Below are 26,061 nucleotides of genomic sequence, written 5' to 3' on the forward strand. Positions count from 1 at the left end.
TCATTGGGGCGTGAGCAACATTAGCGCACGGGCGCCGAGCGCCCCAAAACCGGCCCCTGTTCGGTGGGGCGCGGGCCCGGTCAGACCGCCACGACCGTGGCCTCGTCGACGTCGGCGTAGCGTGCGGGCGTGCAGGTCAGCACGATGATCTGCGCGGACCCGGCCGCAGCACCAAGCACCTGTGCCATCGACGCCAACCGCTCCGGATCGGTGTAGCCGAGCGTGTCGTCGAGGATCACCGGCACACCGTCGTTCTCGTCGACGATCAGGGCGCACGCCAGCCGCGCGATCAGGCCGAGCTGTTCGCGCGCTCCCCCGGACAGAGCGTCGACGGGCACCGTGACGCCGTCGAGGGTGCGGGTGGCCACCGTGAAGTCCTCGCGCACCTCGAACCGCACCGAGTCGCCGAAGACGGGTGCGGCGAGCTCCTCCAGGCGCCGCGTGAACGGCGCGACGTACCGCGAGCGGCTCTCGCTGCGGGTGCGCTGCAGCGAGGTGTACAGCAGGCGAGCCCCCTCGGCCCGCTCGGTGATCCGCGCGAGCTCGTTCTCGGCGGCTTTCGCGGTCGCCTCGGCCTGCGCCAGATCGTCGAGGCGGTTCTCGGTACGGCACATCTCCAGCACGGTGCGCAGCTGCGTCCGCTGATCCCGGAGCCGCGCGACGTCGCCGGCGATGCGGTCCAGCCGTTGCTGCGCCTCGGCGGCGGCGTTCTGCAGGCCCGGCAGATCGAGATGTTCGGCGGCGGCACGGGCCTCGTCCACCGCGGCGAGGGCCGCCGCGTGCGCGTCCTGCGCCGAGACCAGGGCGCCGCGCAGGGCTTCGTCGCTGTGCTGCGCACGCTTCTCCAGCAGAGCGGCCCGCTGCTGTCGGGCACCGGCCGCGGCGCGGTCCAGGCCCGCGGTCAGGACCTCGATGCGTGCGGCCGCATTCGAGCCGGTCGCGCGCTCCGCGGTCACCTGTTGTTCGGCGCCGGCGAGTCGACCGTGGAGTTCGGTCACCGCCGCCTGGACATCCGGCACCGGACGCATTCGGAGTGCGGGCGCTTCCTCCGGCAGTCCCGCGACGAGCCGATCGCGCTCGGCGGCCAGCGCCGCCTCGGTGGAGCCGGCCAGCACGCGTGCCCGCGCGGCCTCGGTCTCGCGCAATCCGCGCTGCGCCGCCGCACGGTCGTGCGCGCGGGCGGCGATCTCGTCCAGCCGCTCCACGCCGCACTCCACCACCAGCGCGGCGGCCTGCGCGCGCAGGTCGGCCAACCGCTCGGCCAGGAGCTGCGTGTCGGCGGCACCGCGCACCACCACGCGCACGCCCGGCGCCTGGACCACCGTCTCGCCGACGGCGCTGAACTCGGCGGTGCCGGTCACCGGTCGGCCGTCCACCAGCACGTCGGCCTCGCCCGTCGGCGTCACCTCGACGGTCGCGGCGACGGCTTCCACGCGCGCCGCCGCGGCGACGATCTCGCGATCGAGTCGAGTCGCCGCCGTCACGTGTGTGTCGGTCACCGGGTTGCCGGCGATCGCGTCGACGAACCGGGTGCGCTGCCCGGCCAGGTCGGCCGCCTCGGTGAGCGCGGCCTCGATGGCGGCGATGCGCGCCCGATCGGTCCCGGCTCGTTCCGCGCGCTGCGCGGCGACGAGCTCGGCCTGCGCGGCGGTCAGTTCGGTGCGGAGCGCGGCCGCCTGCGCGTCCGCGGCCTGCGCCCGCGTCTCGGCGGCGTCCGCGGCCTCGCGCAGGTCGTCCAGCACCGCCTGATCGGCGGTCTGCTGGCGTTCGTGTTCGGCCAGCCGCTCCTCGGCGGCAGCGCGATCGTGGACGTCGCGTTCGGCCACCTTCACGGCGATGGCCTGCCGCTGGGCCCGCTCGAGCGCCTGGTCGACGACGGCCGCGACCTTCTCGGCCTCGGCCACCCGCTGGCTGCGATTCGCCGCCTCCACCGTGGCGTGTACTTCGTCGTCGGTGGCCTGCCGGAAGGCTCGTTCGACCTCCGGAAGCTGCGCCGTCGCCTGCTCCGCATTGCGCAGCAGCGCGAGCCGCTCGTCGACGTCGGCGCGCGCCGCCGCAGCGGCCGTGCGGGCCGCCGCCAGTTCGGCGGCGGGCTTCCCGGACTTCTCGGTGTAGTAGCGCCGGTACTCCTTGCCGACCGCGGCGATCAGCGCACCGGAGTCGCCGTCCTCGTCGGTGTCGTCGTCCGGGGTGGGTCCGGCGGCCCGGTCCAGGGCCTTCGCCAGCGCCGAGGAGTCGGTCAACTGCCCCAGATCGGGTGCGCCCGACTGCATCAGGCGCAGCGCCTTGTACAGCGAGTCGTCCATCGACTGCCCCAGGATCTGCTCCACCCGCTCGTGGGCTTCGCGGCCGGTCAGTTGCTCGCGCCGCGGCTCGGTGATGGTCAGCGCGGTCTCGGCGCGCTTGTTGAACCGCTTGAAGTACTCGAAACGCCACGCGCCGCAACTGATCTCGGCGAGCACCTCGGAGCCGACGTCGCGCCCGGCGGGCTGCACCGCCTTCACCGCTGCGCTCTTACTGCTCGCCTGCGTCTGCAGGAGCAGGTCGAGTGCCTCGATCATCGACGACTTGCCCGCCTCGTTGGCGCCCTCCACCACGGTGACACCCGAGGCGGCGAACTCCACCTCGCGCTCGGCGATCCCGCGAAAATCCTTGAGTCGCAGTCGATGCAGTCTCATGCCGAGACCCCCGAACCGGCCAGCCGGAACAGCAACGACAGTGCGCTGCGCGCGGCCGCCGCTTCCGCGGCGTCGTCGGAGCCGGCCGCCGCCACCAGTTCGTCGGCGGTCTGCGCGGCGTACCCGCTGAGACCGAGCCCGGCGACGTCGGACGGATCGGCGACCACGGTCAGGTCATGCTGGCGCTCCCAAATCCACAGCGCGGCAAGGCGTTCGCCGAACTCGGCGAAGAGCTCGTCGAAGGCCGCCGCGTCGGCCACGCCGAGGGTGCCGACCAGGGCCAGCTTGGCCACCGTGCGCGACTTGTCCGGCAGCGCCGTCAGCTCCTCGCGCAGGGCGGCGAGGTCAGCGGCGCCGTTGACGTCGCGGCGGATCGTGGTGAACCGCCACTGCCCCACCTGGTGCGGCGCCACGCTGACCGCCGACTCCTGCCCGCGCCGCAACGTGACCGCGAGGACCTGTCCCGAGTCGTGTTCGACGTGATCGAAGTCGGTCACCTCCGGCGCACCCGAGTACCAGATCCGACCCGAGTCGCCGATGGACGTGACCGAATGGCGGTCGCCGAGCGCCACGTAGTCGACGAGGCCGGTGTCGACGGCGGCCTGCAGCGTGCCGACCGCGACCGTGGCCGGGTCGGCGGCCGGACTGAACTGGTCCACGCCGCCGTGCCCCACCACGATGCGTAGGTCGTCGGCGGGCGCGAGGCGTCCCAGCTGGTCGGCGATCAGGTCGCTCTCCGGACGCTTGCTGGTCCACGGCGCCGCCACCAGGCTCACGCCGTCGCGCACCCGCACCACGCCGGCGTGGTCGAGCACGTGCACGTTCGCCGGGCAGGCGCGCACGAACGTCTCGCTGCGGTAGATCGACGTGGAGTCGAGCGGATCGTGATTGCCGGGCAGCAGGTACACCGGGACCGGGTAGTCGCCGAGCGCATCCAGGGTGCGCCGGATGACCCGGGAACTGGCCTTCGGATCGTCGAAGACGTCACCGCAGACCACGACGAACTCCGCGCCCACGGTCTGTGCCAGCGCGCCGATCGCGACGACCGCATCCGCGCGGGCCGCGTCGTAGGTGTGCTGCGCCTGACCGCCGAGGAAGTGGCGACCCATCCCGAGCTGCCAGTCGGCGGTGTGCAGGAAGGTGACTTCCCGCTCGGCACCGGGCTCCCCGGCCGGCGCAGCGGCAGCCGCGGCCGGCGGGTGGTCGTCGAAATCGGGCAAGTCGAACAGCGAGGCGGTCATCGTCGGCCCCCTTTCCTTCTCGATCGGCTCGTCGTGACGATCGTATGAGCGAGTACCGACAATCCCGGTCAGGCCGGGCCGGGCCGATCGCTGCCGGACCACCCGCGTCGGCATCCACGCCTACTCTGGACGCAAGAATCGTCGACCGGCGTGACGCACGCCACGTCGGCGATCGGGAATCATCGGCGGCGACCGCGATGTTGGAATGCTGTTGCGCACTCGCCGCAGCCGACGACCTCGTCATCGGGGTCACGCGACAGTAGGGAGCCGAACATGTTGCGCAAGAAGAAGAACGAGGTCGCGGTGCATCCGGGCGCCGACGTCACGCAGACCGCCGGCCCGACGCCGACGCCCGCCGTCGGCAGCGACTCCCGCACCGTCGGCATGGTCGCCAAGATCCTGGAGAAGGCGCACCGCCTGCAGGAACCCGCGGTCACCAAGTACGTCGCGCGGATGCGCGCCAAGCACCCCGACGACTCCCCCGAGCAGCTGATCGCGCGCTTGGAACGGCAGTACCTCAACGCCGTCACCGTCTCCGGCGGCGCGGTGGGCGCGGCCGCGTCCATCCCGGGCGTCGGCACCATCACCGCGATCTCGGCGCTCTCGGCCGACACCGCGCTGTTCATCGAAGCGTCGGCGCTGCTGGCCCTGGCCACCGCGGAGGTGTACGGCATCTCCCCGCACGAGGTGGAGCGCCGCCGCGCCCTGGTGCTGTCGGTGGCCCTCGGCGAGGAGGGCATCGCCGCCCTCGGCAAGGTGGCCGGCACCCGCGGCACCGATGCGATCGCCCGCCTGTCCGGCGGCGGCATGTCGTCGAGCCACCTGGCCTCGCTCAACCGCATGCTGACCAGCAAGCTCATCAAGAAGTTCGCGGTGCGGCGCGCACCCATCCTGGCCGGGAAGCTGATCCCGGGCGGCATCGGTGCGGCCGTGGGCGGAGCGGGCAACCGCGCGCTGGGCACCCTGGTCCTCCGCAATGCGCGCACGGCCTTCGGTCCGCCCCCGCGCTTCTGGGACATCGACGGTCAGGTGGTGCAGGCGGACGTGCGCCGTTGACGGGCTGGCTCGCGCAGCTGGGTGCGCGCTGCTGGCGGCATCGCGGGCTGGTGCTGGTCACCGCGGCGGTGACCCTCGGCGCCGTCGCCGCCGACCTCGTGACGCCGCTGCTGGCGCGATCGGCGATCGACCACGCCACCGGCGCCGCCGTCGGCGGGGTCGCTCTATCGGGGCTGGTCATCGCCCTGGTGGTGGCCGCGGTGATCCGCTACGCCTGCCAGTTCGGGCGACGCTACGCGGCGGGCAGACTCTCGATCGTGGTCCAGGACGGCCTGCGCCGCTCCATGCTCGACACGCTGCTCCACCTCGACGGCCGCTCGCACGAGCAGATCCGCACCGGACAGGTGGTCTCGCGGTCGATCTCCGACCTCCAGGTGGTGCAGAGCCTGCTCGCGATGGGGCCGATGGCCCTCGGCGGCGCGGTCCAGGTGGTGCTGGCCCTCGGCATCATGGCCTGGCTGTCCCCGCTGCTGACGGTGATCACCCTGGCGATCATCCCGCTGGTCGCCCTCGTCGCCTATCGCGGCCGACGCCGCCTGTTCGCCGCCAACTGGTCGGCGCAGCAGGCCGCCGCCGAACTGGCCGGGCACGTCGAGGAGACGGTCACCGGCGTGCGCGTGGTCAAGGGCTTCGGCCAGGAACGACGCGCCACCGACGAACTCGCCGACCACGGACGCACGCTGTACCGCCTGCGCCTGCGCGCCGCCCGCCTCTCCGCCCGCTTCACACCCACGATGGCGGCCATCCCGCAGCTCGGCATGGTGGCGGTGATCGTGGTCGGCGGCTGGCTCACCTACACGGGTTCGATCACCGCGGGCACCTTCCTCGCCTTCTCCACCTACCTGGCGACGATGACCGGGCTGGCCCGCATCCTGACGAACCTGGTGATCGCCGCCCAGATGGCCGCCGCCTCGGCCACCCGCGTCTTCGAGGTGGTCGACCATCCGCGCGACCCGGCACTCACCAACGGCGCCACCCTGCCCGACGGCCCGCTCGGCGTCGCCCTCACCGGCGTCGGCTTCGCGCACGGCGAGCGCACCATCCTGTCCGACGTGGATCTGGTCGCGGCACCCGGCGAATGCATCGCCGTGATCGGCGGCCCCGGATCCGGCAAGTCGACGTTGGCCGCGCTGCTCGACGGCAGTTATCGCCCGGACCGCGGCACCGTGGCCCTCGTCGAGGAGTCCGGGCAGGCCCACGACCTCGCCGACCTCGCCCCGGACGCATTGCACTCGGCCCTGTCGGTGGCCTTCGACGAACCCTTCCTCTACTCGGACACCATCGCCGCCAACGTGGCCCTCGGTCCCGATCCGGCGCCCGACCCGCACGCGCCGGAACTGCGGGCCGCCACCGATCAGGCCGCCGCCACCGCCTTCATCGACGCCCTCCCGGACGGCTTCGCCACGCGCGTGGGCGAACGCGGTCTCACCCTGTCCGGCGGCCAGCGCCAGCGCATCGCCCTGGCCCGTGCCTTCTACGCGGCACCGCGCGTACTGGTGCTCGACGACGCCACGTCCGCGGTGGACGCCGTGACCGAGGCGCAGATCCTCGGCCACCTGCGCGAGCGCGGCACCACGATGGTGGTCTTCGCGCACCGCCGCTCCACGCTGTCCATCGCCGACCGGGTCCTCGTGCTCGACGACGGGCGCATCGCCGAGTCCGGCACCGTCGACGAACTCGAAGCGCGCAGCCCGCGCTTCCGTGCCCTCATGTCGCTGCCCGGCACCGCCGAGCAGGACGCACAGGCCGTCGCCGCGGTGGCGCGGCAGCAGGCGATCGGCGTCGATCAGCTCTGGCGACCGGACGCACCGGCGGCCGCGGAACCGGCCCGCGCCGCCGCGACCCCGGCCGCGCGCCCCGGCCCGGGCCGCGGCGGCGGAGGCGGCGGCAACATGTCCAGCGCCCTCGGCGCCATCGCCGCCACCCCGGAACTGCTCGCGGCGGTCGACTCACTGCCGCCGGCCACCGAGGATCCCCGCGTCGACGTGGCGGAGCAGCGCCGAGAACGCCGCGACTTCTCCCTGCGCCAGATCCTGCGCCCGGTCCGCGGTCTGCTGGCCCTGGTCCTGGCCGCGGTGGCCCTGGACACCCTCATCGGCCTGGGCTTCCCGTCGCTGGCCCGCATGGTGCTCGACGCCGGGACCTCGGGCCGCGCCGACCTCCTCTGGACCGCCCTCGGGATCGGCCTGGCACTGGTCGCCGCGGGCGCCCTCGTGGCCGCGATCAACACGCTGCTCTCCGCCCGCGCCGGCGAACGCGTCCTGTACGGCCTGCGCATCCGCAGCTACGCCCACCTGCAGCGACTGGGCCTGGACTACTACGAACGCGAACTGTCCGGCCGCATCATGACCCGGATGACCACCGACGTCGACGCCCTGTCCGGGTTCATCCAGACCGGGCTCACCTCGGCCGCAGTCGCGGTGCTCACCCTGTTCGGCGTGTTCGGCGCGCTGCTGCTCACCGACTGGCAGCTCGGCCTGCTGGTGCTGCCGCTGTTCCCGATCCTGGCCGTGGCCACCGTGTGGTTCCGGCGCGTCTCCGGGCGCGCCTACACCCGCACCCGCGAACTGATCTCGGCGGTCAACGCCGACTTCCAGGAGAACATCGCCGGTCTGGGCACCACCCGCGCCTACCGGCACACCGCGGTGGCCCGCGCGCAGTTCGACGAACTGTGCAGCCGCTGGGTCACCGCCCGGATGACGTCCCAGCGCGCCGTCGCGACGTACTTCCCGTTCATCATGTTCTGCGCCGACCTCGCCGCCGCCGGCGCCATCGGCTTCGGCGCCGCGCAGATCGCCGCGGGCCGACTCTCCGCGGGCACGCTGGTGGCCTTCGTCCTCTATCTCGCCATGCTCTTCGGTCCGGTCCAGCAACTGACCAGCGTCTTCGACGCCTACCAGCAGGCCGCCGTGGGCCTGCGGCGGATCCGGGACCTGCTGGCCACCCCCAGTTCGCTCGTCGAAGCCGGCGACGCGCACGTGCCGGTGCCGCCCGGCCGCGCCGACGTCCGCCTCGAGCAGGTCGGTTTCGCCTATGCCGGCGCCGAGTCCGACGCCCTGGGCCGGATCGATCTGCACCTGCCGCCCGGTACCTCGCTGGCCCTGGTCGGTCCGACCGGCGCCGGCAAGTCCACCATCGTCAAACTGCTCGCCCGCTTCTACGACCCGGTCCGCGGCGCCGTCACCTACAACGGGGCCGACCTCCGCAGTCTCGACCTGCACCGGTACCGCGCCCGGCTGGGCGTGGTGCCGCAGGAACCGCACCTGTTCGCCGGCACCGTCGCCGAGAACATCGCCTACGGCAGGCCGAACGCCGACCGCACCGCCATCGCCGAGGCCGCACGTCGCGTCGGGGCCGCGCAGATGATCGCCGACCTGCCCGGCGGCATGAACTTCGCGATCTCCGAACGCGGGCGCAGCCTGTCCTCGGGCCAGCGCCAACTGATCGCGCTCGCGCGGGCCGAACTCGTCGAGCCGGAACTGATCCTGCTCGACGAGGCCACCGCCACCCTCGATCAGGCCACCGAGGCGCAGGTGCTGGCGGCAGGCTCGGCCCTCGCCCGGCGACGCACCAGCGTGATCGTCGCCCACCGGTTGGCCACTGCCGCCCGCGCCGATCGCATCGCCGTGGTGGAGGCCGGCGCGATCGTCGAATTCGGCTCCCACGCCGAGCTGCTGACAGCCGATGGCCCATATGCCCGACTCTGGGCCGCGGGCGTCGCCCCCGAGGAGGCCCCTGTGGCCACTGCCACCGGGTGATTCTGACCACTTACCGCAACGATTGCGCCGTCGACAGAGAAGAACAGGTCGAGGACCGCGTGTGAACGCGTAACATCGAGAGTCGGTCGGACCCGCCCGTTACCACGCTCCCGGGGCCGACCGACATGCAGACCCAGACCGGATATACCTAAGAGGCGAGACGACGCTGTGAGTAGTTCCCCATCCGAGACCGACTACGGACAAAACGAGTGGCTGGTCGAGGAGATGTACCAGCGATTCCAGACCGACCCGAGCTCGGTCGATCCGAGTTGGCACGACCTGCTGAAAAACTACAAGCCCACCGACCTCAACGGCGCACCCCCGGCCGCCCCCACCACCCCGGCTACTCCGGCTGCTCCGGCCGCCGCCGCAGCGCCGATCACCGCGCCCGCGTCGGCCAAGCCGCTGCTGACGCTGGATGCCGAGCCCGAGCGCATCGCTCCCCGTAACGTCGCCCCGGCACGCGAAGCCGCCGCCACCAAGGCCGCCTCCGGCGTCAGCCGCACCGCGTCGTCGGCCAAGCCGTCGAGCGAGCCGGCCGCCGACGAGACCAAGGTGATCCGCGGTCCCGGCGCCGCCATCGTGCGCAACATGTCCGCCTCCCTCACGGTGCCGACCGCCACCAGCGTCCGGGCCATCCCGGTGAAGCTGATGATCGACAACCGCGTCGTCATCAACAACCACCTCGCCCGCACCCGCGGCGGCAAGGTCAGCTTCACCCACATCCTCGGCTACGCCATCGTGCAGGCCCTCAAGTCGTTCCCCGCGATGAACCGCCACTTCGCGGAGATCGACGGCAAGCCCAACGTCGTCACCCCCGCCCACACCAACCTCGGTCTCGCCATCGACCTGGTGGGCAAGGACGGCAACCGCACGCTCGTCGTCGCCGCCATCAAGCGCTGCGAGACCATGAGCTTCGGCGAATTCTGGGACGCCTACGAGGACATCGTCCGCCGCGCCCGTCAGGGCAAGCTCGGCGCCGACGACTTCGCCGGCGTCACCATCTCGCTGACCAACCCGGGCACCATCGGCACCGTCCATTCGGTGCCGCGCCTGATGCCCGGCCAGGGCACCATCGTCGGCGCGGGCGCCATGGAGTACCCCGCCGAGTTCCAGGGCTCCAGCGACGAGCAGCTCGCCGACATGGGCGTCGGCAAGCTGATGACGCTGACCTCCACCTACGATCACCGCATCATCCAGGGCGCCGAGTCCGGCGACTTCCTGCGCGTGATCCACAACATGCTGCTCGACGACGCGTTCTGGGACGAGCTCTTCGTGGCGCTGCAGATCCCGTACGAGCCGGTCCGCTGGCGTCGGGACATGCCCGAGGGCCGGGTGGACAAGAACACCCGCGTGCTCGAGCTGATCGCCGCCTACCGCAGCCGCGGCCACCTGATGGCCGACACCGACCCGCTGATGATGGACAAGGAGGCCCGGATCGCCCATCCGGACCTGGACGTCCTCAGCTACGGCCTGACCCTGTGGGACCTCGACCGGACGTTCAACGTCGGCGGCTTCCACGGCCAGGACACGATGAAGCTGCGCGACGTGCTGTCGATCCTGCGCGACGCCTACTGCCGCCACATCGGCGTGGAGTACACCCACATCCTCGATCCCGAGCAGCAGCAGTGGCTGCAGGAACGCGTCGAGGTGAAGCACACCAAGCCGCCGGTGGCCGAGCAGAAGTACATCCTGTCCAAGCTCAACGCCGCCGAGGCCTTCGAGACCTTCCTGCAGACCAAGTACGTCGGCCAGAAGCGCTTCTCGCTGGAAGGCGCCGAGTCGGTCATCCCGATGATGGACGCGGTGATCGACCGCAGCGCCGAGCACAGCCTGCAAGAGGTCATCATCGGCATGCCGCACCGCGGCCGCCTCAACGTGCTGGCCAACATCGTCGGCAAGCCCTACTCGAAGATCTTCACCGAGTTCGAGGGCAACCTGGGCACCGCGCAGCTGCACGGCTCGGGCGACGTGAAGTACCACCTCGGCGCCGAGGGCAAGTACTACCAGATGTTCGGCGACAACGAGATCAACGTCTCGCTGACCGCCAACCCCAGCCACCTCGAGGCCGTCGACCCGGTACTGGAGGGCATCGTCCGCGCCAAGCAGGACATGCTCCCCGAGGATCAGCAGTTCGACATCCTGCCGCTCATGCTGCACGGCGACGCCGCGTTCGCCGGCCAGGGCGTGGTGGCCGAGACGCTGAACCTGTCCATGCTGAACGGCTACCGCACCGGCGGCACCGTCCACATCGTGGTCAACAACCAGGTCGGCTTCACCACCGCACCCGAGTACTCGCGCTCCACCGAGTACTGCACCGACATCGCCAAGATGATCAGCGCGCCGGTCCTGCACGTCAACGGCGACGACCCGGAGGCCTGCGTGTGGGCCGCGCAGCTCGCCGTCGACTACCGCGAGCGGTTCAACCGCGACGTGGTGATCGACCTCGTCTGTTACCGCCGCCGCGGCCACAACGAGGGCGACGATCCCTCGATGACCCAGCCGGCCATGTACGACGTGATCGACAACCTGCGCAGCGTCCGTAAGAGCTACACCGAATCGCTCATCGGCCGTGGTGACATCTCCACCAAGGAGGCCGAGGACGCCCTGCGCGACTACCAGGGCCAGCTCGAGCGGGTCTTCGTGGAGGTCAAGGAACTCGACCGCTTCCGCCCGGAGCCGTCGCCGCCGATCACCGAGGACCAGCAGCTGCCGGTCAAGCTGGTGACCGCGGTGCCGCAGGCCGCGCTGACCAAGATCGGCGAAGCCTTCGTCAACGTGCCCGAGGGCTTCACCCCGCACCCGCGCGTCAAGCCGGTCCTGGAGCGTCGCCAAGAGATGTCGACCCAGGGCGGCGTGGACTGGGCCTTCGCCGAGCTCCTCGCGCTGGGCACCCTTGTCGAAGAGGGTCAGACCGTGCGCCTGTCCGGTCAGGACTCGCGTCGCGGCACCTTCACCCAGCGCCACTCGGTGCTGATCGACCGGGAGAACGGCTCGGAGTACACCCCGCTGAACACCCTGGCGCCGAACGGCCCGGGTCGCTTCATGGTGTACGACTCGCCGCTGTCGGAGTTCGCCGTCCTCGGCTTCGAGTACGGCTACGCGATCGGCAACCCGGACGCACTGGTGCTCTGGGAGGCGCAGTTCGGCGACTTCGTCAACGGCGCGCAGTCGATCATCGACGAGTTCATCAGCTCGGGCGAGGCCAAGTGGGGCCAGCGCAGCGACGTCGTGCTGCTCCTGCCGCACGGCCATGAGGGTCAGGGACCGGACCACACCTCCGGCCGTATCGAGCGCTTCCTGCAGCTGTGCGCCGAGGGTTCGATGACCGTCGCGCTGCCGTCGACCCCGGCGAGCTACTTCCACCTGCTGCGTCGTCACGTGCACGACGGCATCAGCCGCCCGCTGGTGGTCTTCACCCCGAAGTCCATGCTGCGCAACAAGGCCGCCGTCTCGCCGATCGAGGAGTTCACCGAGGGCAAGTTCCTGTCGGTGCGCGACGATCCGCACTTCGCCGACGACATCAACGGCGTCTCCGGCGGCGGTGACCGGTCCACGGTCAAGCGCGTGCTGCTGGTCTCGGGCAAGCTCTACTACGAGCTCGCCGCCAAGCAGGCCAAGGAGAAGCGCGAGGACATCGCGATCGTCCGCCTGGAGCAGCTGTACCCGGTGCCCCACCGTCGTCTGGCACGCACGCTGGAGCAGTACCCGAACGCCACCGACTTCGTGTGGGTGCAGGAAGAGCCGGCCAACCAGGGTCCGTGGCCGTTCCTGGGTCTGTGGCTGCCCGACCTGCTGCCGGAGATGCTGTCCGGGCTGCGTCGTATCTCGCGTCGCGCGATGGCTGCGCCGTCGTCCGGTTCGGCCAAGGTGCACGCCGTCGAGCAGGCCGAGATCATCGACTCGGCGTTCTCGATGGACTGATCCCTATCTGAGCGAGTGCCGCTCCACGTCTTCGGACGTGGGGCGGCATTCGTGCATCCGGGGCCCGGACGAGCTCAGTCGGCGACGAGCGAGGCCGCGCCGGCCAGCGCGGGCAGCGAACCCACCAGGACACCGAGCACCTGCTCGCGCGTGAGCTTCGGGTCGGTGATCCAGCGGATCATCACGTCCTCGACGAACGCGGTCCAGCCGCGCACCGCCATCTCCACCGCCCCGGTCACCTCGATGCCCAGGACCGGCGCATGGTGCAGGATGCGGCGGGTCATCTCCGAACGGGTGGACTCGGCGACATTGCGCATCGCCGGATCGGTGCTCAGTGAACCGCGGAGCACCGCGATGAACTGATCGCCGTTCTCGGCCACGTAGTCGATATACGCCGTCATCGACGCGGTCAGCATGACGAGCGGATCGTCGACGTCCTCCGGCGGCAGGGTGCGCGCCTGCATCTCCTCCGCCCACTCCTGCACCAGTGCCAGGTGGAAGTCCTGCTTGGACTCGAAGTAGTGGAAGATCAGTGCCCGCGACACCCCGGCGCGCTCAGCGACCGCTTCGATGGTCACGGTCTCCAGCGGCTGCTCGGTGGCCAGCTCTTCGCCCAGGTCCAGCAGTTGACGACGACGTTGCTGCGGACTCATGCGGGTCCGACGCGGCGCGGCAGACCCGCCGGTCGCGGTGTCGGTGGTCGTCATGCCCTCACCCTAAGCCACTATTGACACCCGCTCAACAACTATTGACCAACATTCAACAACCTATTGACGGGCCGTCAACACGTCCTTATGGTGAGAACCATGACAACACACGATGTAGAGATCGCGATCGTCGGGGCCGGCTTCTCCGGGCTCGGCGCAGCCGTCAAACTCGCCGAGAACGGGTTCGACGACTACCTGATCCTCGATCGCGGCGCCGACTTCGGCGGCACCTGGCGCGACAACACCTACCCGGGCGCCGCGTGCGACGTCCCCTCGCACCTGTACTCGTTCTCGTTCGCGCTCAACCCCGAGTGGAGCCGGTCGTACTCGCATCAGCCGGAGATCCACCGCTACATCAACGGTGTCGCCGCCCAGCACGGCGTCGCCGAGAAGACGTGGTTCGGCACCGAGGTCCGCCGCGCGGCGTGGGACGAAGAGTCGCTCAGCTGGATCATCGACATCGAGCGCGACGGCGACGTCGATCAGGTCCGCGCCAAGCACATGATCGGCGCGGTGGGCCCGCTGTGCGAGCCGAACCTGCCCGACATCGACGGCATCGACGGCTTCGAAGGCACCCTGGTCCATTCGGCCCGCTGGGACCACGACTACGACTTCACCGGTAAGCGCGTCGCCGTGATCGGCACCGGCGCCTCGGCCATTCAGATCGTGCCGCAGCTCGGCAAGATCGTCGGGCACCTCGACGTGTACCAGCGCACCGCACCGTGGATCATCCCGCGCAACGAGCGCCCGTACCTGCCGGTGGAGAACTGGGCCTTCAAGCACGTCCCCGGACTGCAGGCACTGATCCGCGGCACCATCTACACCGCGAACGAGACCGTCGCCGCCGGCATGACCTACGCCCCCAAGGCCCTCAAGCCGGTGGAGGCGCTCTGCAAGGCCAACATCTTCCGCGGCATCCGCGACCCGAAGCTGCGCGAGGCCGTCACGCCGACGTTCGCCGTCGGCTGCAAGCGCATCCTCAAGTCCAACGAGTGGTACCCCACCCTGGATCGGCCGAACGTCGACCTGGTGACCTCCGGCATCGCATCGATCACCGCCGATGCGATCGTCACCGCCGACGGCGTGGAGCACCCGGTGGACGCCATCGTCGTCGCGACCGGCTTCCACGTCACCGACTCCCCCGTCTTCGACACCATCGTCGGCACGGGCGGCCGCAGTCTGGCGCAGGTGTGGGACGAGACCGGCATGCAGGGCTACAAGGGCACCTTCGTCCACGGCTTCCCGAACCTGGCGCTGCTGGTGGGCCCGTCGACCGGCCTCGGCCACACCTCGATGGTCTACATGATCGAGTCGCAGCTGAACTACCTCGTCGACTACCTGCGCAAGACCCGCGCGGCGGGCATCGTCCGCACCGACGTCAGCGCGGCGGCACAGGACCGTTTCAACGAGAAGCTGCAGCGCACGCTGAAGACCTCGGTGTGGGTCACCGGCGGTTGCGAATCCTGGTATCAGGACCACAACGGCAACATCACCGCCCTGTGGCCGGGCTTCACCTTCGCGTTCCGCAACGCGACGCGTCGCTTCGACATCGCCGCCTACGACGTGACCGTGGGCGCCCAGGCCCCCGCCGACCGCCCGGCCGACGCCGTCCCGGTCACCGCCTGACTCCCCTACCTCCCGACGAAAGAGAAGACACATGAAGGATTTCCGCAACAAGGTCGTCGTGATCACCGGCGCCGGCTCGGGCATGGGCCGCGAACTGGCCGTCAAACTCGCTCGCCGCGGCGCGAAGGTCGCCATCTCCGATGTCGACCCGGACGGTCTGGCCACCACCGAGCGCCTGGTGACCGAGGCCGGCGGCGAAGTCCATGCGCAGCTGCTCAACGTCGCCGAACGGGAGGCCTTCCTCACCTACGCCGACACCGTCGTCGAGCACTTCGGGACCGTGAACGCCATCTTCAACAACGCCGGCATCGCGCACCACGGCGAAGTGGAGACCATGGAGTTCAAGGACATCGAACGCATCATGGACGTCGACTACTGGGGCGTGGTGAACGGCACCAAGGCGTTCCTGCCGGCCATCATCGCCTCCGGCGACGGCGCCATCGTCAACGTGTCCTCGCTGTTCGGCCTGCTGTCCGAGCCCGGACAGGCCGCGTACAACTCGGCGAAGTTCGCGGTCCGCGGCTTCACCGAGGCGCTGCGCCAGGAGATGCTGATCTCCGACCACCAGGTCGCGGTGACCTGCGTGCACCCCGGCGGCATCAAGACCGCCATCGCGCGCAACGCCACCACCTCCGGGGACCACGACGCGGCCGCGACGGCGGCGTTCTTCGACAAGTACCTGGCCAACACCTCGGCGTCCAAGGCCGCCGACATCATCCTGCGCGCGGTGGAGAAGGAGAACGCGCGCGTGCTGGTCGGCGCCGATGCGAAGCTGCTCGACCTCGGTGTGCGCCTGGTGGGCTCGTACTACCAGGGCATCTCGGCGAAGATCACCCAGTGGGGCATGTCCCGCCTGTCCTGAACCTGCAGGACCGCACGATCAGGACACGGCGCCGGTGGCCAGCCAGGCGGCGGCCACCGCGCCGGGGTCCTCACCGCGTTCCACCCGTGCACCGAGTTCGGCGAGCACGTCCGTGGTCAGCTCCCCCGCGATGCGGCTGAGCTGCTTGAGCGCGGACTTGTCCAGCGCCGCACTGCGGTACACCGGCACCAGATCCTGGGCGCGCGGAGCACCGTCGGACGCCAGGATGCGAAGGTCGCCCAGCTCCCCCGCGCTCGCCGTGGCCAACGCGGGCAGCACGCCGAGCGCCTCGCCGCCGGTGACGCGGGCGATCACCGCGCGCGCATCCGGCACCCGCTCCACCGCACCGGGGCGGCAGACGTCGAAGGCCGCGAGCACCGCAGCGTCCTGACCGTCGAGCACCACCAGCGGCAGTCCGGCCGGCAGCCGACCGCAGTCGGCGAGCGTCGGCACGTCGTAGCGGTCGCGCAGACCGGCCGACAGCAACAGCTGCGGGCGATCGCTGACCCCGGTCGGGTCGCCGATCGCCACGCCCTGCGGCAGCGCGCGCGCCACCTCGGTCAGCAGTTCCTCCCCGCTGAGCGCTTCGGGGCGGGTGGAGAGCTGGGTCAGCAGGTCACCGGTGAAGGCCGGAAACAGATCCACCCCGCCGGTGCTGATCGCCGCCATCAGCGCGGTGTCGGTGCCCACCGGCGCATCCGCCGTCGTCGTCGGCGTGCCGGCACGGCTCAACCCCACCGCGTACACCGCGGCGGCCGCCCGCATCGTCGACGACGATCCGGAGCCGACCAGCAGCGGCGCGTCCGCCTCACTGTCGTCGCCGCACGCGGTGAGAACGGTGAGTCCGGCCAGCAGCACGAGGAGCGCGGTCAGGGCCCGCTTGGTGTTCGTCATCGCAGCCCACGGTAGTCCACCCGCGCGGCACCCACCCGCGGCACACGGCGCTCGGTACGATCGCGACGTGTCCACGCAATCTCGAGGTTCCACGGGACCGCGCCGTACTCGGGCGCCGCGCACGTCGGTGCCGCCCGATCGCGCCGTCGTCGACTGCGCCGTCTATCGGGGCGGCCGCCGCGAACCCGGCTACCGCGACTTCGCGTCGGCGTACGCGCATGTGCGCGCCACCGGCTCGGGTTTCGTCTGGCTCGGCCTGCACGCGCCGGGCGAGGCGCAGATGGACGAGGTGGGCCGGATCTTCGGCCTGCACCCGCTGGCCGTCGAAGACGTGGTCGAGGCCCATCAGCGGCCCAAACTCGAGCTGTACGACGGGCTCATCTTCCTGGTGCTGCGCTCCATGTCGTACGTGGCGCACGACAGCATCGACCGGGCCAACGACATCGTCGACGGCGGCGAGATCATGGTGCTGGCCGGCCGCGACTTCGTGATCACCGTCCGCCACGGCGAACACACGCAGCTCGCCGGGGTGCGCGCCCGGATGGAGGCGCGCCCGCAGACCCTGGCCCTCGGCCCCGCCGCGGTGGTGCACGCCGTCGCCGACCACGTGGTCGACACCTACCTCGAGGTGGTCGCCGAGATGGCACCCGACGTCGACGAGGTGGAGGAACGCGTCTTCGCGGTCGCCACCACCGATCTCGACATCGACGTGGTCTACCTGTTCAAACGCGAGGTGATGGAACTGCATCGCGCGGTCGCTCCCCTGGCCGAACCGCTCGCCTGGCTGTCCGGGCAGGGCGGCCCCGGCAGCGCGCACCCGCCCGGCCTGCGCGGCGCGCACACCGGATCGTTCGACGAGAAGGAGGTGCACCGGCACTTCCGCGACGTCCGCGACCACCTGACGACCGTCATCGAGCGCATCGGCGAATACGACGACCGGCTCACCTCGCTGCTGCACGCGGCCGCCACCAAGGTCGGCATCCAGCAGAACACCGACATGCGCAAGATCTCGTCGTGGGCCGCCATCGCGGCGGTGCCGACCATGGTCGCCGGTCTGTACGGCATGAACTTCGAGTTCATGCCGGAGCTGTCCTGGCGCTGGTCGTATCCGGTGCTGCTGGCGATCCTGTTCACCGCCTGCGTGCTGCTCTGGCGCCTGCTGCACCGCAACCGCTGGCTGTAGCGCCGGCGCTCGGGTCCGGACTCAGGCTGGTGTGACGCCGCCGCGGGTCGGGTCGGTCACGTCCACGTCGCCCTCGGCCCACGCCTCCCGCAGCGCGTCGGCGCCCTTGAGCCGCACCCAGGCTGCCTCGTTCGCGGTGATCGGCACGGCGCGCAGGAAGCGGACCGGCTCGGCCGGTTCCGGCAGCGGCAAGTCCGCCAGCTCCGGTTCGGCCGTCAGCAGGAACGCCGAGCAGATCGCCCCGCCCCAGAGCGGCTCCTGCAGATCGATCAGCGAGTCCTCGGCCAGGATCAGCCCCTCCACCGACGGCGCGGCCGCCACCGTCGCCAGCGACCGATGCAGCCCCGGCAGGGCCGCGCTCGGCCGCATCCGGACGATCAGCTCGGCCCGCGGACCGCGCTGCGGATCCGGCGCGAGGTCCGACGGATCGTGCATCGGGTGCCGCGCGCAGCCGACGGTGGCGATGACCACCTCGCCGCGCTCGACGTCGGCGAAGCGCAGCACGTCGATCGCCTCGACGCCCAGGAAAGTCACCGAAGCGCGCTGCGGATCGGGTCCGAGCCCGGCGGTCAGGTGCGCGGTGACGAGTTCGACGATGGAGCTCACAGGCGCAGCGAGAGACCCGAACCGGTGTCGAAGACGTGCAGGTTCGCCGGATCCAGGGCGAGCTGCAGCGTCCCGCGACGCGGCACGGTGGTGGTCGGCTGCAGGCGGGCCACCTTCTGCCCGCCGCTGGTGGTCGAACCCAGGTCCTCGGCGAGCTGATTGAGCAGGTCGGCGCTCTGGCCGGTGTCCCCGAGGGTGAAGTAGTAGTACTTGTCCGAGCCCATCGACTCCACGATGTCCACGGTCGCGTCGAAGGCGACCATGCCGTCACCCTGCCCCGGCTCCAGGAGCGTGGCGTCCACCAGGTGCTCGGGCCGCACGCCGAGGAGCACCTCGCCGGAACTGCCGACCTGCTGCGCGTTGGCCACCACCTGCTCGTAGTCGGGCAGCTGGATCGGACCGATGACGGTGTCGACGTACCCGTGCGACAGTTTGCCCGGGATGAAGTTCATCGCGGGCGAGCCGATGAAGCCGGCCACGAACAGGTTGCGCGGGCGGTCGTACAGTTCCTGCGGGGCGCCCACCTGCTGCACCAGACCGGACTTCATCACCACGACGCGGTCGCCGAGGGTCATCGCCTCGGTCTGGTCGTGGGTCACGTACACGGTGGTGACACCCAGCCGGGCCTGCAGTTCGGCGATCTCGGTCCGCATCTGCACGCGCAGCTTGGCGTCGAGGTTCGACAGCGGCTCGTCCATCAGGAAGGCCTTCGGGTGACGCACGATGGCGCGCCCCATCGCGACACGCTGCCGCTGGCCGCCGGACAGGTTCGCCGGCTTACGGTCGAGGAACTCCTCCAGATCCAGGATGCGGGCGGCCTCGGCCACCTTCTCGGCGATCTGCGCCTTCGGCAGCTTCTGAAGGGTCAGCGGGAAGGCGATGTTCTCGCGCACCGTCATGTGCGGGTACAGCGCGTAGCTCTGGAAGACCATGGCGATGTCGCGGTCCTTCGGTGCGATGTCGTTCACCACGGTGCCGCCGATCGACAGCGTGCCCGAGGAGATGTCCTCGAGGCCGGCGATCATGTTGAGCGTCGTCGACTTGCCGCAGCCCGACGGGCCGACCAGGATGACGAACTCGCCGTCGGCGATGTGCAGGTTCACGTCCTGCACCGCCGTCGAGCCGTCCGGGTACTGCTTGGAGAGGTTCTCCAGAACGATGTCGGCCATGGGTTATCCCTTCACCGCGCCGGAGGTCAGACCGGCCACGATACGACGTTGGAAGAAGAGCACGAAGATGATGATCGGAATGGTGATCACGACGGCGGCTGCGGAAATGGAGCCGGTGGGCTCCTCGAACTGGCTGGAGCCGGTGAAGTTCGCGATGGCCACCGGCGCCGTCTGGGCGCGGTCGGTGGAAGTCAGCGACAGGGCCAGCAGCAGGTCGTTCCAGGCGAAGATGAACACCAGGATCGCGGCGGTGACCACGCCGGGCGCGGCCAGCGGCACGATGACCCGGCGGAAGGCCTGCGCCGAGGTGGCGCCGTCCATCATGGCGGCCTTCTCCAGATCCCACGGGATCTCCCGGAAGAACGCCGACAGCGTGTAGATCGCCAGCGGCAGCGCGAACGCCACGTACGGGATCACCAGGCCGGTCCAGGTATCGAACAGGCCGAGGCTGCGCTCGATGTTGAACAGCGGGGTCACCAGCGAGATCTGCGGGAACATGGCGATCAGCAGGGCGACGCCCACCAGCAGCTTCTTGCCGCGGAACTCCAGTCGGGCGATGGCGTAGGCGGCCATGGTGCCCAGCAACACCGCGATGGCGGTGGTGATCAGGCCGACGCCGATCGAGTTCAGCAACGGCTTGCCGAAGCTGCCGCCGTCGGTCAGCGGGATGATCACGCCCCAGATGACGCCGGCCGCCAGGCCGATCGACACCAGGATCGCGCCGATCCGCAGACCGAGTTCCAGCGACGCGTTGTGCTCGGCCACCGCGCGCTTGCGCTGCCACAGCAGCACGCCCAGCAGGGCGGCCCCAATGGCCAGGCCGAGCAGCGCCCACAGCAACTCGGCGAGGACGCCGTCGGCGAACAGCTCCTTGTAGTTGTCCATGGTCCACTGCCGCGGGATGAAGTTGCCGTCGAGCACCGTGCTCGGCGGCTTGAACGACAGACTGATGATCCACCACAGCGGAACCACGGCGTACAAGATTACGATCACATTGGCGACGGTCCAGCCGACGCGGCGATTGAGATGATTCACCGGTTACCGCCCCTCGTTGTCCGAGCCGGGCGCCGCGGCGCCGAAGATCTTGATGAAGATGAAGGCGATGATCGCCACGCACAGGAAGATCAGAATGCTGATCGCCGAACCGACGCCCAGGTTGAACGCCTTGAACAGGTTGTTGTAGCCGAGCATCGACACCGATCCGGTCCCGTGGTTGCCCTTGGTCAGGATGTAGATGTTGTCGAAGATCCGGAAGGCGTCGAGCGTACGGAACAGCAGCGCCACCAGGATGGCCGGCTTCATCAGCGGAATGATGATCTTCCGCAATCGGGTCCAGGCACCTGCGCCGTCGACCTGCGCGGCCTTGAGCAGGTCGTCGGGCACCAGGGCCAGACCCGCGAGCAGCAGCAGCGCCATGAACGGGGTGGTCTTCCAGACCTCCGCCAGAATGATGATGAACAGCGACGACCACTGGTTGGTCAGCGGATCGGTGCCGTCGGGCAGCAGGTTGGCCAGGTAGCCGGTGCCCGGGGTCCAGGCGTAGTACCAGGAGAAGGCCGCCGCGACGGTCACGATGCCGTACGGGATCAGCACGACGGTGCGGATGGTGCCCTTGCCGAAGATGGTCCGGTGCATCACCAGGGCGATCATCATGCCGAGCACCAGCTCGATCGCCACCGAGATCACCGTGATGAACAGGGTGACCCACAGCGACTGCCACCAGTAGCCGTCGGAGAGCACCGTGGCGTAGTTGGAGAGGCCGATGAACTCGTTCTCGTCCGGCGCGGTCAGCGTCGCCTTGTTCAGCGACAGCCACACCGCGTACAGGATCGGATAGCCGGTGACCAGCAGCATCACGATCGCGGCGGGCGCCACCAGCCAGTAGGCCAGCTTGCGTTCGTTGGACGTGCGTTCGCTGGCGACCTTGCGGGTGCGCGGTGTGCGCACCGAGGTCGACGACGCGGGCGGCGACTCGTCGAGCAGGTCGACGATCGACCCGGCGGACGAGGCCGCCGGAACCGGCACGGCGGCGGGTGCGGCCGCGGGGACCGGCTCCGCGACCGGCTGCGTCCGGGGCGCCGGCGGCGTCGGCAGCGGCGGGAGCGGGCCCGACCGCACCGGTGGGATCGGATCCGGGGGCAGAATCACCGCCTCCGGGGGCACCCAGATGTCGGAGTGGACCGGCGCCGCCGGCTCCCGCGATTCCCGGGGCTGCTGGGGTTCTGAGGGCTGCGCACCCTCGGTGTTCTCGGAGGCGTTGTCGTCACCGGTGGTCATGGGATGATCCCTTCCCCGTCGATCGCCTTCTGGACCTGCTCGGCCAGCGTGTCCACCATGGTCTCCGGATCCCACGCGCCGACCGGGCTGAGCGTGGCGGTGACCAGCGTGGAGACCGCCTGGTACTGCGGGGTGGCCGGTCGCGGAGCGACGTGCTCGGACTCGAGCTGGCGGCGGATGTCGTCGCCCATCGGGTAGGCCACCTGGAAGTCGGGCTCTTCATAGAGCGCGGTGACCGTCGGCGGCAGCGCACCCTCGAGCGCGTACACGCGCTGCGCGTCCCGGCTGGTGAGGCACGCGGCGAGATCGGCGGCGAGGTCCTGCTGCTGCGAGGTGCTCGCCACCGCGATGTTCAGACCACCGAGGGTCGATTTGGCCGGTAGCGCGTCGCTCACACCCGGGTAGGGCGCGAAGTCGAAGCTCTTGCGCAGGATCCGGTTGATCGGCACCAGTTCCTTGGCGGTCGGCGGATTCTCGGTGTCGGCGAGCTGATCGGCGTACGGCGTCAGCGCCTGCAGGAAGTCGATGGCGCCGGCAGAACCGTTGTCGCGCGCCGACTTGAAGACGAACGGCCAGTTGATCTCGTAGAGCGCCTGTCCCTTCTCCATGCCGTCGCGGGCGGTGCCCTCGTTGGAGTTGGTGATCGACGGATCGGCGCCCGGGTAGGTCGCGACCGCCTTGAGGATCTGCAACGCCTTCAGCGTCGCCGCGCGATGCTCGGGCGTGTCATTCAGGGTCTGCTTGCTCGGGTCGTCCGGATCGAGGATGTTCCCGCCGGCGCTCTGCAGCACCGAGTTGAACCACACCATCAGGCCCTCGTACTGGCCGCCCTGCACCAGGATCTGCGTGGGACCCTGCTTGTTCTTCTCATAGACGGCGGTGGCGTCGGCGATCATCTGGTCCCAGGTGGCGGCGGCCTTCGCCTTCCGCCCCAGGTACTCCGTCAACACGTCCGGCCGGAACCAGAGCAGCTGCGTGTTGGTCCAGATCGGCAGCGCGTACAGGCGCGCGGCCTCGTCGTCGGGCCGCTTCCACATCGCGGTCTCCACCGGACCGGCGAGATTGGTCTGCTCCACCCCGGCTGCGTGCGCATCGGGCACCGGCACCAGCCATCCGGCGTTGGCGAACTCGGCCGTCCAGACCACGTCCATCGCCATCACGTCGAGGCTCTTGTCGTTGCCGGCCAGACGACGAGCCAGCTGCAGGCGCTGCCCGTCGGCGTCCTTGGGCAGCACGGTCACCTTGGCTTCGTAGGCGCCGCCCGAGTTCTTGGTGCACAGCGCGGCCTGCGTGGTGATCTCACCCGCACCGTCGGCCGGGGCGTACACGTTCAGCACACCGGCGGTGTATCCGCCGCCGCAGGCGACCAGTGCCGGCGCCACCGCGGCCGCGGCGACCGCGGCCACCGCCAACCGGGTGCGCAGCGGTCGACGACGTCGTCGACCGGTCACCGGTTCGGATACCGATTCCTCGGGCCCGGACCGCTCGGGCCCGGACCGCTCGGGCCCCGACTGTATGGGCCCCGACTGCATGGGCATCGACTCTCGTGGGACCATCTCGCCGACCCGCCTCCTCGCCATTTCGCAGTGACCACAGCGAACCTGAGGGACGCCTGTGAATCCTGATGTGAGGTCAGGTTAACGCAACCAGTGACTCATCACACAGGAAGGTCCCCGGCGCGGCTAGATTGCGAGCTTGGCGAGCATGTCGCGGGCCTGCTCGGCGCTGCCCGGATCGCACAGGACGTCGTACCGGCCGGCCACCAACTGCATGGTCGACGAGAAGTCGCGCTGCCCGCGGGTCGCGGCGTACGGAATGGCGCCGCTGATCACGCCGAAGACCATGCCCGCGACCACACAGAACACGATCGGAATCCAGAAGTCCTGGCCGGTGACGAAGATACTGATGATGAGGCCCACGAAGAGGCCGAACCACGCGCCCGAGACCAGTCCGCCGCCGAGCACCTTGCTCCAGGTCAACCGGCCCAGCACCCGCTCCACCTGCATCAGGTCGACGCCGACGATGGTCAGCTTCTCGACGTGAAACTCGTTGTCGGCGAGATGGTCCACCGCCCGCTGCGCCCGCTCGTAGGTGTCGTACGACCCGACCGGCCAGCCCGTCGGCTTGGTGGGCAGGCCCGGGGTTGGGCGCATGGGCTGGGTCATAGATCTCCCCTGTCGGGTCCGGCGGCAAACAATTCCACGGCTGTACTTCTAGTCTGGTGACCATGATGCCAACGCTCAAGGTCTTCGTCGCCAGATTAGTCGGTCTGGTCGTCTTGGGCCCGGACGGCGAGTCGATCGGCCGTGTCCGCGACGTCGTGGTCTCGATGTATCTGCCGGGGCAGCGCCCCCGCGCACTCGGCCTGGCCGTCGAACTGGCCGCGAGCCGACGTCGCATCTTCGTTCCGATGGGCCGGGTGACCAACATCGACGCCGATGCCGTCACCCTGACCACCGGGCGCGTCAACATGCGCAAGCTGGCGCTGCGCCCCAACGAAGCCCTCGCGGTGGGCCAGATCATGGAGAGCCGGGTACGGACCGACGATCCCGACCATCCGGGGCTGGCCGACGCCGACCTTTCGGTCGTCGACCTGGAGATCGAACGCACCCGCGCCCTGGACTGGGTGATCGGCCGGGTGGCGCTGCGCACCATGCGCAAGGGGCCGCTCCGGCGGCGCGGCGAGACGATCGTGGTGACCTGGAATCACGTGCACGGCCTGACGCTGCTGAACCTGAACCGCCCGGGCCACGGCGTCGAACTGGCCCTGACCCAGTTCGAGGGCATGCGTCCGGCCGACGTCGCCAACGCGCTGCGCGAGCTGCCCGAGCCCCGCCGGATCGAATTGGCGCGGGCGCTCGACGACGAACGACTGGCCGACATCCTGCAGGAGATGTCCACCGACGAGCAGACCTCCATGCTCGCCAGCATGAAGCCGTCCCGCGCCGCCGACGTGCTGGAGGCGATGGACCCCGACGACGTCGCCGACCTGATGGGCGAACTGCCCGCCGCCGAGGCCGAGGCCCTGCTGTCCCAAATGGATCCGGAGGACTCCGAACCGGTCCGTCGCCTGTTGCGCCACTCCCCCGACACCGCGGGCGGCGTGATGACCCCCGAGCCGATCATCGTCTCGGCCGGCACCACCGTCTCCGAGGCCCTCGCCCGCGTGGCCAACCCCGACGTCGGCTCGGCCACCGCGACGATGGTGCTGGTGGTCCGCCCGCCCACCAGCACGCCCACCGGCAAGTTCCTCGGCGCCGTCCACACCCAGGCGCTGCTGCGCGAGCCGCCCGCCAACCTGGTGGCCGGCATCCTCGACGACGACGTGCCCCGCCTCAGCCCGGACGATCCGTTGGAAGAGGTGACCCGCTTCTTCGCGACCTACAACCTGGCCCTGGCCCCCGTGGTCGACGAGACCGCGCACCTGCTGGGCGCGGTGGCCGTCGACGACCTCCTCGACGCCGTGCTCCCCCGCGGTTGGCGCGACCAGGAGCCGGAGGCCGCCCGGTGAACCAACGTCGCCTCGACACCCCCAGCGACGGCCGACGGCGCTTCTCGGCGAACATCGACGCCGATGTGATCGGCGTCTACGCCGAACGGGTGGCCCGCTTCCTCGGCACCGGCTCCTACCTGGCCATCCAGACGGTCGTCGTGATCGTCTGGATCTTCCTGAACATCGGCGTCTTCACGTTCGGCTGGGATCCGTACCCGTTCATCCTGCTCAACCTCGCGTTCTCCACGCAGGCCGCCTACGCCGCCCCGCTGATCCTGCTGGCCCAGAACCGTCAGGAGAACCGCGACAAGGTCTCGCTCGACGAGGACCGTCGTCGTGCCGCCCAGACCAAGGCCGACACCGAGTTCCTGGCCCGCGAACTGGCCGCCGTCCGCCTGGCCGTCGGCGAGACCGTGACCCGCGACTATCTGCGCCGCGAACTGGACGACCTGCTCGACGACCTCGTCGAACGACTCGCCGCCGCGCAGGCCCCGGCGGCCGACAGCGAGGAACCGGCGCGCGGCGGGCCGGATCACCGATAACCCCGATCGCACGGAATCCGGGCAGGGTATGGTGACTCACGTCTC

General features: G+C 70.2%; 17 protein-coding genes and 2 pseudogenes. 9 read left to right on the top strand and 10 right to left on the bottom strand.

The annotated features are described in order from the left end of the window. Positions 1 to 80 precede the first annotated feature (80 nt). Positions 81 to 2,678 (bottom strand): AAA family ATPase, encoded by a 2,598-nt coding sequence (locus ABD989_RS08985; RefSeq protein WP_345313226.1) that lies wholly within the window; start codon positions 2,676 to 2,678, stop codon positions 81 to 83. Beyond that, positions 2,675 to 3,919 carry a metallophosphoesterase family protein gene (locus ABD989_RS08990; RefSeq protein WP_345313227.1) on the bottom strand — a complete coding sequence of 415 codons (1,245 nt, stop codon included), beginning with the start codon at positions 3,917 to 3,919 and terminating at the stop codon, positions 2,675 to 2,677. The genes ABD989_RS08985 and ABD989_RS08990 overlap by 4 nt, the downstream gene beginning before the upstream one ends. Before the next feature lie 273 nt (positions 3,920 to 4,192). Here ABD989_RS08990 and ABD989_RS08995 point away from each other — a divergent pair, with 273 nt between their 5' ends. The 4 genes and pseudogenes from ABD989_RS08995 to ABD989_RS09005 all read left to right on the top strand — a co-directional run bounded on the left by ABD989_RS08995 (position 4,193) and on the right by ABD989_RS09005 (position 12,657). Next, the gene (locus ABD989_RS08995; RefSeq protein ID WP_425556508.1) at positions 4,193 to 4,975 is read left to right on the top strand and encodes a hypothetical protein; all 783 of its coding nucleotides are present in this window, start codon (positions 4,193 to 4,195) and stop codon (positions 4,973 to 4,975) included. A gap of 98 nt (positions 4,976 to 5,073) precedes the next feature. Further along, positions 5,074 to 8,421, top strand: a pseudogene (locus tag ABD989_RS09000) (ABC transporter ATP-binding protein); the annotation flags it as partial. A 129-nt stretch (positions 8,422 to 8,550) separates the two neighbouring features. Beyond that, positions 8,551 to 8,733, top strand: a pseudogene (locus tag ABD989_RS17735) (hypothetical protein); the annotation flags it as partial. A 168-nt stretch (positions 8,734 to 8,901) separates the two neighbouring features. Further along, positions 8,902 to 12,657 (top strand): multifunctional oxoglutarate decarboxylase/oxoglutarate dehydrogenase thiamine pyrophosphate-binding subunit/dihydrolipoyllysine-residue succinyltransferase subunit, encoded by a 3,756-nt coding sequence (locus tag ABD989_RS09005; protein ID WP_345313229.1) that lies wholly within the window; start codon positions 8,902 to 8,904, stop codon positions 12,655 to 12,657. A gap of 74 nt (positions 12,658 to 12,731) precedes the next feature. On the opposite strand, the gene ABD989_RS09010 is transcribed toward ABD989_RS09005, so the two are convergent. Further along, on the bottom strand, positions 12,732 to 13,364 hold the full coding sequence (locus ABD989_RS09010) for a TetR/AcrR family transcriptional regulator (RefSeq protein ID WP_246994993.1): 633 nt from the start codon (positions 13,362 to 13,364) through the stop codon (positions 12,732 to 12,734). A 99-nt stretch (positions 13,365 to 13,463) separates the two neighbouring features. On the opposite strand from ABD989_RS09010, the gene ABD989_RS09015 reads away from it, so the two are divergent. Further along, positions 13,464 to 14,990 carry a flavin-containing monooxygenase gene (locus ABD989_RS09015; RefSeq protein ID WP_246994991.1) on the top strand — a complete coding sequence of 509 codons (1,527 nt, stop codon included), beginning with the start codon at positions 13,464 to 13,466 and terminating at the stop codon, positions 14,988 to 14,990. A 31-nt stretch (positions 14,991 to 15,021) separates the two neighbouring features. Next, entirely contained in the window at positions 15,022 to 15,852 is an 831-nt protein-coding gene (locus ABD989_RS09020) for an SDR family NAD(P)-dependent oxidoreductase (RefSeq protein ID WP_246994989.1), read from the top strand. A gap of 18 nt (positions 15,853 to 15,870) precedes the next feature. Here the strand turns inward: ABD989_RS09020 and ABD989_RS09025 are convergent, their stop codons facing one another. Further along, positions 15,871 to 16,746: a glycine betaine ABC transporter substrate-binding protein gene (locus ABD989_RS09025; protein WP_345313230.1), complete on the bottom strand. Its 876-nt coding sequence runs from the start codon at positions 16,744 to 16,746 to the stop codon at positions 15,871 to 15,873. 67 nt (positions 16,747 to 16,813) lie between these two features. On the opposite strand from ABD989_RS09025, the gene ABD989_RS09030 reads away from it, so the two are divergent. Continuing rightward, on the top strand, positions 16,814 to 17,929 hold the full coding sequence (locus ABD989_RS09030) for a magnesium and cobalt transport protein CorA (protein WP_246994986.1): 1,116 nt from the start codon (positions 16,814 to 16,816) through the stop codon (positions 17,927 to 17,929). Between the two features lie 21 nt (positions 17,930 to 17,950). Here ABD989_RS09030 and ABD989_RS09035 read toward each other — a convergent pair whose 3' ends face one another. The 6 genes from ABD989_RS09035 to ABD989_RS09060 form a co-directional block, all read right to left on the bottom strand. Then, positions 17,951 to 18,535, bottom strand: a complete 585-nt coding sequence (locus ABD989_RS09035; RefSeq protein ID WP_345313231.1) for a suppressor of fused domain protein — start codon at positions 18,533 to 18,535, stop codon at positions 17,951 to 17,953. Then, positions 18,532 to 19,704 carry an ABC transporter ATP-binding protein gene (locus ABD989_RS09040; protein WP_345313232.1) on the bottom strand — a complete coding sequence of 391 codons (1,173 nt, stop codon included), beginning with the start codon at positions 19,702 to 19,704 and terminating at the stop codon, positions 18,532 to 18,534. The genes ABD989_RS09035 and ABD989_RS09040 overlap by 4 nt, the downstream gene beginning before the upstream one ends. Positions 19,705 to 19,707: 3 nt before the next feature. Continuing rightward, complete coding sequence (locus ABD989_RS09045) at positions 19,708 to 20,739, bottom strand: carbohydrate ABC transporter permease (RefSeq protein ID WP_345313233.1); 1,032 nt, start codon at positions 20,737 to 20,739, stop codon at positions 19,708 to 19,710. 3 nt (positions 20,740 to 20,742) lie between these two features. Beyond that, positions 20,743 to 21,981: a carbohydrate ABC transporter permease gene (locus ABD989_RS09050; RefSeq protein WP_345313234.1), complete on the bottom strand. Its 1,239-nt coding sequence runs from the start codon at positions 21,979 to 21,981 to the stop codon at positions 20,743 to 20,745. Continuing rightward, a complete protein-coding gene (locus ABD989_RS09055; RefSeq protein ID WP_345313235.1) occupies positions 21,978 to 23,519 on the bottom strand; it encodes an extracellular solute-binding protein in 1,542 nt (513 codons plus the stop codon). Before ABD989_RS09055 ends, ABD989_RS09050 begins: the two co-directional genes overlap by 4 nt. Before the next feature lie 144 nt (positions 23,520 to 23,663). Then, a complete protein-coding gene (locus ABD989_RS09060) occupies positions 23,664 to 24,146 on the bottom strand; it encodes a YflT domain-containing protein (RefSeq protein ID WP_246994975.1) in 483 nt (160 codons plus the stop codon). Between the two features lie 62 nt (positions 24,147 to 24,208). Between ABD989_RS09060 and ABD989_RS09065 the strand changes: the two genes are divergently transcribed. Together ABD989_RS09065 and ABD989_RS09070 are read left to right on the top strand one after the other, a co-directional pair. Continuing rightward, positions 24,209 to 25,492 (top strand): magnesium transporter MgtE N-terminal domain-containing protein, encoded by a 1,284-nt coding sequence (locus tag ABD989_RS09065; RefSeq protein WP_345313236.1) that lies wholly within the window; start codon positions 24,209 to 24,211, stop codon positions 25,490 to 25,492. Beyond that, positions 25,489 to 26,016, top strand: a complete 528-nt coding sequence (locus ABD989_RS09070) for a DUF1003 domain-containing protein (protein WP_246994971.1) — start codon at positions 25,489 to 25,491, stop codon at positions 26,014 to 26,016. Before ABD989_RS09065 ends, ABD989_RS09070 begins: the two co-directional genes overlap by 4 nt. Positions 26,017 to 26,061: the final 45 nt, after the last annotated feature.

The sequence above is a fragment of the Gordonia alkaliphila genome, assembly GCF_039542465.1.
GTDB classification, from domain to species: domain Bacteria; phylum Actinomycetota; class Actinomycetes; order Mycobacteriales; family Mycobacteriaceae; genus Gordonia; species Gordonia alkaliphila.

Coding starts and splice junctions, on each gene's coding strand:
- ABD989_RS08985 (WP_345313226.1), bottom strand. CDS start 2,678: ATGAGACTGCATCGACTGCGACTCAAGGATTTTCGCGGGATCGCCGAG.
- ABD989_RS09060 (WP_246994975.1), bottom strand. CDS start 24,146: ATGACCCAGCCCATGCGCCCAACCCCGGGCCTGCCCACCAAGCCGACG.
- ABD989_RS09050 (WP_345313234.1), bottom strand. CDS start 21,981: ATGACCACCGGTGACGACAACGCCTCCGAGAACACCGAGGGTGCGCAG.
- ABD989_RS09015 (WP_246994991.1), top strand. CDS start 13,464: ATGACAACACACGATGTAGAGATCGCGATCGTCGGGGCCGGCTTCTCC.
- ABD989_RS09040 (WP_345313232.1), bottom strand. CDS start 19,704: ATGGCCGACATCGTTCTGGAGAACCTCTCCAAGCAGTACCCGGACGGC.
- ABD989_RS09065 (WP_345313236.1), top strand. CDS start 24,209: ATGATGCCAACGCTCAAGGTCTTCGTCGCCAGATTAGTCGGTCTGGTC.
- ABD989_RS09010 (WP_246994993.1), bottom strand. CDS start 13,364: ATGACGACCACCGACACCGCGACCGGCGGGTCTGCCGCGCCGCGTCGG.
- ABD989_RS08990 (WP_345313227.1), bottom strand. CDS start 3,919: ATGACCGCCTCGCTGTTCGACTTGCCCGATTTCGACGACCACCCGCCG.
- ABD989_RS09055 (WP_345313235.1), bottom strand. CDS start 23,519: ATGCCCATGCAGTCGGGGCCCATACAGTCGGGGCCCGAGCGGTCCGGG.
- ABD989_RS09020 (WP_246994989.1), top strand. CDS start 15,022: ATGAAGGATTTCCGCAACAAGGTCGTCGTGATCACCGGCGCCGGCTCG.
- ABD989_RS09025 (WP_345313230.1), bottom strand. CDS start 16,746: ATGACGAACACCAAGCGGGCCCTGACCGCGCTCCTCGTGCTGCTGGCC.
- ABD989_RS08995 (WP_425556508.1), top strand. CDS start 4,193: ATGTTGCGCAAGAAGAAGAACGAGGTCGCGGTGCATCCGGGCGCCGAC.